This window comes from Parapedobacter sp., assembly GCF_053550995.1.
On the sequence record NZ_JBMQOC010000083.1, the window covers coordinates 1 to 13,018 of the forward strand.

A 13,018-nucleotide genomic window follows, 5' to 3' on the forward strand; every position below is an offset into this window, starting at 1 on the left:
CCACGTGGACCCATTTTTGGGTACGGCCACGCTTTGGGATCCGGAAGACCTCGGATATGCCCTCAACACCCAGGATCGCGCCTGGGGTGCTGAGGTTTTCCCGGGCTCGTCCCTGCCCAACGCGCTGGTGCAGTTAAGCCCAGTGACCCAATACCGCAGCGGTGCAGGCTACCAATATGAGGATACGGTAATCTATGGCTTTGCCCACACGAATAAGGGGCATTGGAACCTGTTGCATATACCGATGCTGCCCGTTACGGGTGAGGTATCGCCGCAGGATTTCAAATCTGCTTTCAGCCATGCCAATGAATCTGCCCGCCCCGGTTACTACCAGGTGTTCCTTGAGCGTTATGGTGTCAACGCCGAGTTGACATCCACACTGCGCTGCGGGTATCATAAATACACGTTTCCGGATACAATCGGCAAAAGGCTACTTGTCGACATGGCGCGTTCCAACAACCGTGTAAAGGATTGGGAAATAAAGAAGATGGATGCCAATACATTTGGCGGATATCAGGATGCGGACGGGAACCTCCGTTTCTATGCCGTTTCCAATTATGAAATAGAAAACATTGAGCAGGTAAGGGAGGGGGAACGTGTGGTTTCCGTGGTGAATTTCCGCGACAGCGAAAAGGCAGAACCGCTGGAGTTGAAGATTGGATTTTCTTTTACCAGTATCGAGAACGCTAAATTGAACCTGGAAGAAGAAATGCTCAACAAGACGTTCGACGAGGTACGCAACGAGGCAGACCAAACATGGGAAGAACTGTTATCCCATATCAAAGTGGGCGGCGGAACCGAGCGGGAGAAGGGTATTTTCTATTCCACGCTTTACCGCTCTTTCCTTTGGCCAGCTTTGCGGAGCGATGTCAACGGCGACTATATTGATGAAAAGGGAGCACTTTCCAATGGGGGATTCCGGTATTACACCAACCCGTCTTTCTGGGACGACTACCGCAATAAATTGGTATTGCTGGGTATGATCCGACCGGATGTTGCGGTCGACATCGTCAAATCGATTATGGATAAGGGCGAGAAGCGCGGTGGATATATGCCGACCTTCTTCCACGGTGACCACGCGTCGGTATTCGTTGCTGGAACATACCTGCGTGGTATCAGGGATTTTGACCTGGAGCGTGCCTATAAACTACTGCTGAAAAATGCGACGGTTCCAGGAAGGGGTGGACGCCCCTACCTTGACGAATATATGGGGCGGGGGTGGATCGCGGAAAAAGACACCGTAAATGTACCTACAGGCGATGAATACAAAGCCGCAGTTACCAAGACCGTTGAGTATGCGTATGACGACTATGCGACCGCATTGTTGGCGAAAGAACTCGGTGATGAAGAAAACTTTAACCTGTTGATGTCGCGTTCGTCCAATTACAAAAACCTTTTCGATGCCGGAACCGGTTTCTGGCGCGGTAGAATAGACGACGGAAGCTGGATAGCTGATTTTGATCCCTATTACCCTTATTACGCCTATATGTACAGGGAAGCCAATGCCTGGCAATCCCTGTTCTTCGCCCCGCACGATCCCGAAGGGATGGTCGCGCTGTATCCGAGCCACGAGGCTGTTGATGCAAAATTAGATTCACTTTTTTCGGAGCCTTGGCGGGGTTACGAAGCATACAACATGACCGGATTCATCGGCAATTACTGCCACGGCAACCAACCCGATCATAGTGTGCCATATACATATTATTTCATTGGGAGGCAGGAAAAGGCACAGTTCTATTTGGATAGCATCATGAACCACTATTATGACATGGGTACCGACAGGCTTGCCTATGCCGGTATGGATGACGCCGGCGAGATGTCGTCATGGTATGTATTCAATGCAATAGGTCTGTATACCTATTCGCCAGCCGATCCGGAATATATCGTAACCGTTCCGCTGTTCGATAAGGTTGAATTTACGATGGGAGACGGAAACCGCTTTACGATAACCAAAAAAGGCAATGGCCAGAAAATAGAGGACATCAATTACGGTGGCCGCAAAATAGATGGGTGGTTTGTTTCGCACGACGAATTGAAGGAAGGTAAAGAGTTGGTGGTCACAACCGAGTGAATTCATTCAATCAAGCAAAAAAGCCTATATTTGGCATTTGCGCTACCAGTGGGCATTGTAAATTTGGACCTTTAATACCTTATGGCGTCATTGGATGTACAGAACGCGGCTTTCACGCAGGCGGTATCTTTTGTAAACCACACCGACCGCAATATTTTTCTGACCGGCAAGGCCGGGACCGGGAAGACTACCTTTTTGAAATACATCCGGCAACACAGCTATAAGAAGATGGCCGTGGCGGCACCAACGGGCGTTGCCGCGATGAATGCAGGTGGTACCACGCTCCACTCCCTGTTTTGGCTGCCGTTTGGCCTCTATATTGAAGATTACGAGCTGGCATGGAATGATGATGACAGCCACATTTACAACCGCCGCCGTCTATTCGGAAAGGTGAAGCTAACCAAGCAGCGGCGTGCGTTGCTGCAGGAGATAGAACTGCTGGTTATCGACGAGGTATCCATGTTGCGGGCCGATACGTTAGACGCCATTGACACGATTTTGAAGAGCGTACGGCGTGACGCCCGCCCGTTCGGAGGCACGCAGCTGCTTTTTATCGGCGATTTGTTCCAGCTGCCACCGGTCGTAAAAGAACGGGAAAGGGAAATCATGGCACAATATTACCCAAGTCCGTTTTTCTTTGACGCCAAGGTGCTGCGCGAATATCCCCCCGTACTCCTCGAACTCAAGAAAATCTATCGGCAGAGTGAGCAGATATTCATCGATATCCTCAACGACATTCGCAACAATTGCTGTACACCCGCTCAACTGGACGTACTCAATGGTTATTATAAACCCGATTTCGTTCCCTCCGCTAGGATGCCGTATATCACACTGACCACCCACAACAACCGTGCGGATACCATCAACAGACAAGAGTTAGCTACCCTTTCCGGAAAGTCGGTGGTATTAAAGGCTAAAGTGACCAACGATTTTCCTGAAGGCACGTATCCCGCGGATTTCGAACTGACATTGAAAGTGGGTGCCCAAGTGATTTTCATCCGTAATGACAGCGGCGATGAGCGACGATATTACAACGGCAAGATCGGATATGTGAAACACATCGATTCGGCCGGCGATAGCCTGCTCGTGGAGTTTAAAGACGATAGTGAAGTAGTGGAGGTGAAGCGGGAGGAGTGGGAAAATATCCGATATAATTACGATAAATCGCTAGACAAAGTAGAAGAACAAGTGTTGGGTACGTTTGCACAATTCCCTCTAAGGCTAGCTTGGGCCATCACTATCCATAAGAGCCAGGGGCTTACGTTCGAGCGTGCCATCATCGATGCGGGCGCTTCTTTCGCTGCCGGGCAAGTATATGTGGCGTTGAGCCGCTTGCGGGCGCTAGATGGGTTAGTGCTGCATTCGCGGATTCCACCGCATAGTATTCGCACAGACCACCAAGTGGCCGATTTTTCGAGCAGAGCCGCGAGCGAAGATGAACTTGCCCCACTATTGGAGGCCTCGCAGCGCAATTACATCGGTCAACTGTTGCTACGTGCCTTCAGGTGGGATCGCATCGTGGAGACGGTGAAGATGCACCGCACGGATCTGCCCACCCGCAATATTGCCGACCAAGAGGAAGCGATGGGTTTGGTGGAAGCCCTATGCCTTGCGTGTGAAACGCTCATGGAAGTGGCCAATAAATTCCGGAACCAATTGAATAGCCTGCTCAATCAAGATGGCCAAGCCGATTATCCCCGGATACATGAACGTATCGCGAAAGCCACGGAATGGTTCTTGCCAAGGATGGACACCCAGTTAGTACGCGCGCTGGAAGGACACATTAGCAGTTGGGCGGTCAAAAAGAGGACAAAGAAATATGTTGCGGAAATGAGTGGCCTGCTGGTCGACTTCAAGCGAAAAAGAGAACAATTGCGGCAATGTGCCCTCATCACCGAAGCGTTGGTGAACGGAGATGCGTTACAGGAAATCATGGCCCGAACGGCAGCATTCGCGACCGTTGCCGCCGCCCCGGGGGAATTGCCTGCCGCTGTTGGTAAGCCAGCCAAAGGTGCAACGAAACGGATTAGTTTTGATCTTTTCCAGTCGGGAAAAACCGTCGACGAAATCGCCGAAGAACGTGGCCTAACGCGGGGAACCGTCGTTGGACACCTCACCGGTTTCGTAGGCAAGGGGATAGATGCCACCCAGTTGATGGATGCTGCCAAACTGGCTACTATCCAGCAGGCCCTATTGGAGAACCCCGGAAAGTCTTCAGGAGCGATCCGGGCGATATTGAACAACGCGGTCGAATACGATGAGATTCGTATTGCTCAGGCGTCCATTATCCGCTAGATTGTGTATCTTTGAAGCTTTTATTTTTCGACACCACCGTTGTGAAATGCAGCAAGTTGATACCACACAACCCTATGAACTGATATACTCGCTTTGCGAACACCCCTATTTGGGGTACTTGATAGAACCGCATGTGGTGCAGCTTAATCCCAATGGCGGCTACTCGTTGACGCATCGGCGAATTTTTAGCCACACGGCGGTCGACTATGCCCCGATTCTGGATGAGGTAGATTATAAGCTGATCAAACTGCTGGAGGCGATAGAGCAAACCAACGTCATCAAACGGTACCATAAAAAGCCGATACGCCCCATTGACTTTTTTGCTAAATTTTTTGATCATAAATTCCTCGACTATATCCGGCCAAAAATTGAGGCGCATCTCCTTCAGGCGCTCGATTTACTGGTTGGTAAGCGCTTATTCCTCATGAGCAAAGACGGGTACGCCGCCGACCAGCCAATAACGATTGCCGAGCAACCGGCTTCGGTACTGTTCCATTTTAGGCGCAACGGTGAAGAAACCCGTTACTTCCCTACGATCAAGTATAACGGGCACCGCATCGAGTTCATGTATAAGGATGCACAGGTGATTGTCAATCAGCAGGCATGGCTGTTGCTTGAAAACGTACTCTATTATTTTGACCAGCCGCTGGAGGGAAAGAAGCTTTCGCCATTTCTGCAAAAGCGTTATATCGCCGTGGGGCGTGCTACGGAGCGCAAATATTTCGAAACCTTCGTGCGCGGGCTGATTGAAAAACACCACGTATATGCGGAGGGCTTTACCATTGAAACGCACCAGCATAACGCGGTGCCCATTATCAAACTGCTGTACGTGGAAAATGGCATATCGCAGCTGCAGCTCCATTTTCGGTATGGCCCGTACCTGTTTGCATCAGGCGGTCAGCATAAGGTAACGGTACGTATGGAATACGATGAGCTTGCCGATCATTACACTTTTCATCGCATCAAGCGATCGCTACAATGGGAAGACAACCGGATGCAGGAACTGCTGGATATGGGGCTGAGCAAGGGGAATGCGCTTTTCAGTAACCTCGAACCGGAGGCTAACGGTAACGATGCCGTGTCGGCTATGGACTGGCTTCGCGATAAGAACGATGAACTCCACCAACGCGGTTTTGAGCTCGTGCAGGAGGATCCGAACAAGCGATTCTTCTTTGGTCGGACCGAACTGGACCTTGCTGTAGAGGAAAACAACGACTGGTTTGACGTGCGTGCCACCGCCCGTTTCGGCGAATACGAAGTTCCATTTAGCCAGCTACGCAACCATATTCTTACCAATACCAAGGAGTTTATGTTGCCCAGTGGTGAAGTCGCCGTCATCCCAGAAGAGTGGTTTGCGCGGTACAACCATCTTTTTCAGTTCTCGCAAGACAAGAAAGGTATCCGACTCGGTAAATACCATGTGGGGTTATTAAGCGATATTTCCGAACATACCACGCTAACCATGGACCGGCAAATCGAGCAATTGGCCCATTTCGATACGATCGGAGAGACGCCCCCTCCCCAGCGGTTCAACGGCCAACTCCGGCCTTATCAGCAAGCTGGTTATAATTGGTTCCATTTCTTACAGCAATATCGTTTTGGCGGCTGCTTGGCAGATGATATGGGCTTGGGGAAAACCATCCAGACATTGGCACTGCTCCAAAAACAGAAGGAAACGGTCGATCCAGAGACAGGTCCGTCGACATCGCTTATCATTATGCCTACCTCGCTCATATACAACTGGGAAAATGAAGCTGCCAAATTTGCGCCTGATTTACATTTATTGGTGCACACCGGTGTAGGCCGGGCCAAGGAACCCGCGCTGTTTGAAGGATACGACCTTGTGATCACCACCTATGGCATTGCGCGCATCGATGAGGAGCTGTTTAGTTCATTCTATTTCAACTATATTATTCTCGACGAGAGCCAGTTGATCAAAAACCCTTCGTCCAAGTCGTTCAAGTCGGTCAAGCGGCTTAAGGCAAAACATCGGTTGGTGCTAAGTGGTACGCCGGTGGAAAATTCCGTGGCAGACTTATGGTCACAGATGGCCTTTTTGAATCCAGGCCTACTGGGTAGCTACCGCTATTTCCAACAGGAATTCGTGCAACCCATCGAAAGGAAAAAGGATGATGAAAAGGCCCAGCGCCTGCAAGCCATGATTAAGCCATTCGTGCTGCGCCGCACCAAAAGCCAAGTAGCCACGGAGCTGCCACCCAAATCGGAACAAGTATTCTATTGTACCATGGGTGAGGAGCAGGCCGAATATTATGAGCGTGTTAAATCCGAATACCGCAATGCTATACTCGAGAACCTCGGCGACGAAAAAGTGAAACCGCCGCAGATTGCATTATTGCAGGGGCTTACGAAACTCCGCCAGCTGGCCAATCACCCCACCATGATCGACGCCACTTTCAAAGGCGAATCGGGCAAGTTCGAGAGCGTTATCCACACACTCGAAACGGTACTTCAGCGGGGCAATAAGGTGCTCGTTTTCTCCCAGTTCGTGAAGCAATTGGTATTATTCAAACAGTATTTCGATAAACACGGAATCGGGTATGCCTATTTGGATGGAGCGACCAAAAACAGAAACGAAGTGGTGCAGCAGTTCCGTGAAGACAAAGATACTCGCCTATTTCTGATTTCCATCAAAGCCGGTGGCGTGGGTCTCAACCTCGTGGAGGCAGATTACGTTTTCATCCTCGATCCTTGGTGGAATCCCGCGGTAGAGCAGCAGGCCATAGACCGCACGCACCGCATCGGGCAAACACGCAATGTGTTTATCTATAAATTCATTACAAAGGATACCGTAGAAGAAAAGATACTTGCCCTGCAAAACCGCAAGAAAACCATTGCCGATACGCTCATCACCACAGAAGAGAGCTTTATCAAATCGTTGTCGCGCGATGATATCAAGGAGCTGCTTGGATAAAAGCTTCCAGGCCTGCTCTCATACGGCCCACCGTTTCTTCGCGGCCCAATTGAGCAGCGATATCAAACACATGCGGACCGAATTTGCCACCCACCAGCATGATTCGGAAAGGCAACATCAACTCGCCCATCTTCATGCCTGAGCCTTGGATGGCCAGCTTGTAGAAGCTTTCCAGTTCGGCACTGTGCCACGGATCGAAGTTTTCGAGCTGTGTAATCATATCGACGAAAAACGCCGTTTTTTCTGCACTCCAACGAGGTTGTACTGCCGGCAGGTCATAGCTGTCGGGCCGTTTGAAAAAGAACGACGCCTGTGCCCAGAAGTCGGAAAGGAAGGTGAGTCGGTCTTTGACGAGGGCCAACACGCCGGAGAGGTACCTTTCGTCGACGCTCACGATGCCATGTTGGGCCAATAAGGTGGCCAATTGCGGCAGGAGGCGATCGTCGTCGCTCCGTTTTATCCACTCATGGTTGAACCACTTCGCTTTTTCAAAGTCGAACTTTGCCCCTGCTTTGCTGATCCGCTCCAGTGAAAATTTGTCGATGAGCTCGTCTACCGCAAAGAGCTCTTGGTCGGAACCATCATTCCAGCCCAGGAGGGCTAGCAAATTGAGGAATGCCTCGGGGAGGAAGCCCATTTCACGGAAACCTTTGGTGATGGTACCTGTTTCGGGGTCCTGCCAGTTCATGGCATACACCGGGAAACCTAGGCGGTCGCCATCCCGTTTGCTCAACTTGCCATTACCGTCGGGTTTGAGGATAAGCGGCAGGTGTGCCCACTTCGGCATGGCATTCCGCCATCCCAGGTACCCCCATAGAAGGATATGAACTGGCGCCGAAGGTAACCACTCTTCACCGCGGAATACGTGGCTAATGGCCATTTCATGGTCGTCTACTACCACTGCGAGGTGGTAGGTGGGCATGCCATCTGCCTTGAGCAAGACTTTGTCATCTACTAATGAAGACTCGAAACTTACCGTTCCCCGTATCAAATCATCCAAGCTGATGGTTTCATCAACCGGCATTTTGATGCGGATGACGTGCGGGGTGCCTTCCTCCAAAAGCCGTTGGGTCTCGGTGGGGGGAAGGCTCAGCGAATTACGTAGCTGTAGCCTGTTTTCATGGCTGTACCTGAAGTTGGGCTGCTGTTTACGCTGTGCATCCAGCTCGTCGGCGGTATCGAAGGCATAGTATGCGTAACCGTTGGCTACCAGCTGTTCGGTATATTGCCGGTAATTCAATTTGCGTTCGCTTTGGCGGTAGGGGCCGTATTCGCCGCCATGCTCGGGGCTTTCATCCGGTTCAATGCCGCACCAAGCGAGGCAATCTTGGATGTATGCCTCCGCGCCCGGTACGAAGCGTGTCCGGTCGGTATCTTCTATCCGAAGTACAAACGAACCACCATGTTGGCGCGCAAATAGGTAATTGAACAATGCTGTACGCACCCCACCCAGGTGCAGCCCCCCAGTGGGGCTTGGGGCGAAGCGCACCCTTACCTTCTTGTCTTGATCCATGGGGCAAAGATAAAAAATACGGTAGCCGAAAACCATCATCCACGGGGAATTATGTATTTTGGCCGAAATTTATAGGCGTAACGCGGTAGATGAATCCTTACCAGTACAACCAGCAGCGCTGGAAATTTGCTTTGTTGATTTTCGCAGCCCTGATAGCAGCGTCGTCGCTGTTGTATACCAATTTCCTGGTTAGGAACCTGTCGAAATCCGAGCGCACGAAGGCCGAAGTGTGGGCAATGAGCACCCGGAGTATTATCACCATGCCCGATGTGGACGACGAGATGATTACATTCATCTATGCCGTGCGCGATAGCCTCTCCTTGCCGGCCATCATTGCAGATGCACGGGATAGCATCATTTATTGGCGTGATTTGGACTCTACCAAAACGAATATCATGGCAGACGACGTCGACGCCAACGTGGTGTACGATCCGGCATACTTCAACCGCCAGTTGGCCATCATGAAAAAAAGCCACCCACCCATTGTGATCGATTTGCCAAACAATGGGCAGTGGTTTGTTTATTACAAAGATTCGCTCCTTTTAAACCAACTGCGTTTTTTCCCATATGTACAGCTTACACTCATCGCCATTTTCCTGGCCATCGCCTATACAGTGTTCAACTCCATCCGTAAGTCAGAGCAGAACCTCGTATGGGTAGGGCTCGCCAAAGAAGCGGCGCACCAATTAGGGACACCGATTTCTTCGCTAATGGCTTGGCTGGAGCTGGTGCGGGCCAAGTTTGATGCCGAAAGCGACCCGCTGCTCAATGAGATGGAGAGCGATGTGAAACGGTTGGAAGTGGTGGCCGACCGCTTTTCCAAAATAGGCTCCGCGCCGGTATTGAAGAGCCAGGCCGTTTACAAAACGGTGGTCGATTTCGTCAATTACTTCAAGGTGCGAACCAGCGACAAGATTATCTTCAATGTCTCGGGCGAGAACAAAGCAGAAGCCATGTTAAACGTTCCTTTATTCGATTGGGTGCTGGAGAATCTGTTAAAGAACGCGGCAAATGCCATCGAGTCTGCCGGCCGTATCGATATCGTTATTTCAGAAAATATTGCCAAAGAACAAATTTTTATTGATATTAGCGATACGGGAAAGGGAATTCCCCGAGGCCAATTTGAGGCGGTCTTCCAACCGGGGTTCACCACGAGGAAACGGGGGTGGGGGTTAGGGCTTAGCCTTACCAAACGCATGATAGAATACCATAAAGGACAGATTTTCGTCAGAGAATCGGAGATTGATAAAGGAACCACATTTAGAATCGTATTACCAAGTAGCCAAACGTATGAACCCGCTCAAATCTGATGAATACCCAGCAATCTATTCCGCCTATATTGATACCGTTGCCGGCGATGTGATGGAGTTGCTCGAAGAGCAGATCACGGCCTTTCCCGAATTTCTGGCCGGAATACCGGCGGGGAAGTCTGAATTTGCCTATGCAGAAGGCAAATGGACCATCAAAGAGGTGGTGGGCCACGTTATCGATACCGAGCGGATAATGGCCTACCGGGCACTGCGTTTTGGCCGGAACGACACCAAAGAGCTTATCGGCTTTGAGCCGGATGATTTCGTGGCTAATGCACGCTTCAATGAGCGGTCACTGGAAAGTTTCTCCGAAGAGTTCGTGCTTGTACGGAAATCAAACCTCGAGCTCTTCAAACATTTCAACGAACATGAGCTTGCACGGAAAGGCCTCGCCTCCGAACGGCTAATCAGTGTGCGGGCATTTATGTATATCATTGCAGGCCACCTTAATCATCACCGGAATATAATCCGTGAGCGCTATCTCGGTGGCGAATGAACGGTGAGTCTATATCGCCCGGTAGGCGTTGCGTTGGGGTAAATAAAAAAATAATAAATAAAAAAAACCTTTTTTACTCCATTTTGTAGTTATAGTATCTACGAAACCATTTCCATGGTTTTATGATACGGTTTAGGTGTAGGAAATGTCCCGATTGGTCGGGACGTTTCCTATTTTAGGGTATTTTTAAGACCTTGCTTTTGCCTATAGTCTGCCATGACGAACCTAAGCAACCGATTGCATAATCTTTTTTGTTTCAAATGTAGATTTTATTTTATAGTCTTGCAGTAGTTGAAACTACAAATATACTAATCAACAATGAGCGTAAACTCCACCACCCAAAAATCAACGGTGGGCCCCATGATTATCATCGGTGCCCTATTTTTTATTTTCGGATTCGTTACCTGGTTAAACTCGGTACTGATCCCTTATTTGAAGATAGCCTGCGAGCTGAACCATTTTCAATCGTATCTCGTTACGTTTGCCTTTTACATAGCCTACCTACTCATGGCGCCGGTGTCTACAGCGACCCTTCGCTATTTCGGATTTAAGAACGGGATGGCAGTTGGCCTGGTGGTCATGGCTGTGGGCGCCCTGTTATTTATACCCGCGGCGATGAGTAGGACCTACCTCTTGTTCCTGATCGGATTGTTTGTGCAAGGTGGTGGCTTGGCCATCCTCCAGACAGCTTCAAACCCGTATATCACCATTATCGGGCCACCCGAAAGCGCCGCCCAACGGATCAGTATCATGGGCATTTGCAATAAGTTCGCGGGTGGCCTGGCGCCGGTGGTGCTGGGTTTCTTTCTCTTGAGCGATGCCGATGGGCTGACCGAGCGGATTGCAGCCCTGTCCGATGCCCAACGTGCGGTTGAACTGGATGCACTGGCGGCGAAGGTGATCGTCCCCTATTTGGGAATCGTAGCGGTATTGGTGGTGTTGGCGTTTGTGATTTTCAAATCGGCACTTCCGGAAGTGGATACCGATGCCGAAGATGAAACTGTGGCTGCGTCGAATACCGGCAAAAAGAGCGTTTTCGAGTTTCCGCATGTATTACTGGGCGTACTCACCTTGTTTTTATATGTTGGTGTGGAGGTCATTGCCGGCGATACGGTGGTTAGCTATGCGGCCAGTGAAGGGGTGTCGCTGGCGCAGGCCAAGTTTTTTACATCCGCAACGATGGTGTCAATGATTGTCGGCTATGTTGTCGGTATCATCACCATTCCTAAATACATCAAACAGGAAAAAGCGTTTGTCATCTGTGCCGTGTTGGGTCTGCTGTTTTCTTTCGGCGCGCTGGCTACCTCTGGTGTCACTTCCGTGGCCTTTATATCGTTGCTTGGCCTGGCAAATTCATTAATGTGGCCCGCCATATGGCCACTTGCCCTCGCCGGTGTAGGCCGGTTCACCAAAGCGGCGTCATCGCTGCTTATCATGGGTATCGCGGGCGGCGCCATTATTCCGCTGGCATATGGTGCTTTGGCCGATCACTTCACCCCACACCAAGCGTATTGGGTTACCATTCCGTGTTATCTGTTTATTCTCTATTACGCCATAAGTGGCCACAAGGTAGGCAAGGCGAGAGCCTAAAAAGCATTGTGCCTGATTTTCCTGCACCACGGCAATGGGTGCAGGAAAACAGGACTTTGGTGAAATAAATAATACCCTAATAACGCGATGTGCCTCTCCGCTATTATGCTCCAATTGTAATATTTCGGTAATGTTGGCTAATGGTTGGTGAATATGCTTAAATTCGAACCTTGTAACCAACAATATGTAACATGAGAAAATTATTTACGACCGCCTTGATTGCCGTATCAGTTGTTGTAGGTTGGCAACCTGTAGAAGCCCAAGTAAAATTACCGCCAGCGAGTAGTGCACAGACCGTCACCCAGGGCTTGGGCATCGGCAGGATCACATTGGAGTACAGTAGGCCAAACATGAATGGTAGGAAGGTTTTCGGTGAGCTCGTGCCTTATGGTGAAGTTTGGCGTACCGGAGCGAATAACCTTCCCGTGCTGACGTTTGATGGGTCTGTAACGATAGCCGGCAAACAGGTAGAAGCCGGTACCTACGGATTATTGACCATCCCGGGCAAGAAAAGTTGGACGATTATTCTAAGCAAAAACAGCGAACAATGGGGTGCTTATACGTATAAACAGGAAGAAGACCTGCTCCGTTTCGAAGTGAAGGCCGAGCGGCTGGCTAAGCCTTTGGAAACCTTTACCATCTCGTTTTCCGATGTACATCCGCAAGGCGCGCGACTCAATATCGCTTGGGAGCGGACAACGGTAGGCTTCGATCTGGTGGTCGACCAAGATGCAGAAATCATGGCCTCCATCGCCGCGGCGATGAAGAGCGACAAAAAGCCGTATTTCCAAGCCGCGCAATATTACTATAA

General features: G+C 50.2%; 8 protein-coding genes. 7 read left to right on the plus strand and 1 reads right to left on the minus strand.

The genetic code is table 11. The features are described 5' to 3' along the window. The 3 genes from ACO1NT_RS11735 to ACO1NT_RS11745 form a co-directional block, all read left to right on the plus strand. Positions 1-2,071 (plus strand): GH92 family glycosyl hydrolase (locus ACO1NT_RS11735; RefSeq protein ID WP_449048817.1); only part of this gene is annotated, 2,071 nt, incomplete at its 5' end. An 81-nt stretch (positions 2,072-2,152) separates the two neighbouring features. Then, the gene (locus ACO1NT_RS11740; protein WP_449048818.1) at positions 2,153-4,366 is read left to right on the plus strand and encodes a helix-turn-helix domain-containing protein; all 2,214 of its coding nucleotides are present in this window, start codon (positions 2,153-2,155) and stop codon (positions 4,364-4,366) included. A gap of 46 nt (positions 4,367-4,412) precedes the next feature. Further along, entirely contained in the window at positions 4,413-7,298 is a 2,886-nt protein-coding gene (locus ACO1NT_RS11745; protein ID WP_449048819.1) for a DEAD/DEAH box helicase, read from the plus strand. On the opposite strand, the gene gltX is transcribed toward ACO1NT_RS11745, so the two are convergent. Continuing rightward, positions 7,279-8,811 (minus strand): glutamate--tRNA ligase, encoded by a 1,533-nt coding sequence (gltX, locus tag ACO1NT_RS11750; RefSeq protein WP_449048820.1) that lies wholly within the window; start codon positions 8,809-8,811, stop codon positions 7,279-7,281. The two genes, ACO1NT_RS11745 and gltX, sit on opposite strands and share 20 nt — an antisense overlap. Before the next feature lie 89 nt (positions 8,812-8,900). Here gltX and ACO1NT_RS11755 point away from each other — a divergent pair, with 89 nt between their 5' ends. From ACO1NT_RS11755 to ACO1NT_RS11770, 4 genes are all read left to right on the plus strand, one after another. After that, the gene (locus tag ACO1NT_RS11755) at positions 8,901-10,121 is read left to right on the plus strand and encodes a sensor histidine kinase (protein ID WP_449048821.1); all 1,221 of its coding nucleotides are present in this window, start codon (positions 8,901-8,903) and stop codon (positions 10,119-10,121) included. Continuing rightward, entirely contained in the window at positions 10,102-10,617 is a 516-nt protein-coding gene (locus ACO1NT_RS11760; protein WP_449048822.1) for a DinB family protein, read from the plus strand. Before ACO1NT_RS11755 ends, ACO1NT_RS11760 begins: the two co-directional genes overlap by 20 nt. A gap of 318 nt (positions 10,618-10,935) precedes the next feature. After that, positions 10,936-12,207 carry a sugar MFS transporter gene (locus ACO1NT_RS11765; RefSeq protein ID WP_449048823.1) on the plus strand — a complete coding sequence of 424 codons (1,272 nt, stop codon included), beginning with the start codon at positions 10,936-10,938 and terminating at the stop codon, positions 12,205-12,207. A gap of 191 nt (positions 12,208-12,398) precedes the next feature. Continuing rightward, on the plus strand, positions 12,399-13,018 hold a 620-nt coding region (locus tag ACO1NT_RS11770), incomplete at its 3' end, for a DUF2911 domain-containing protein (protein ID WP_449048824.1).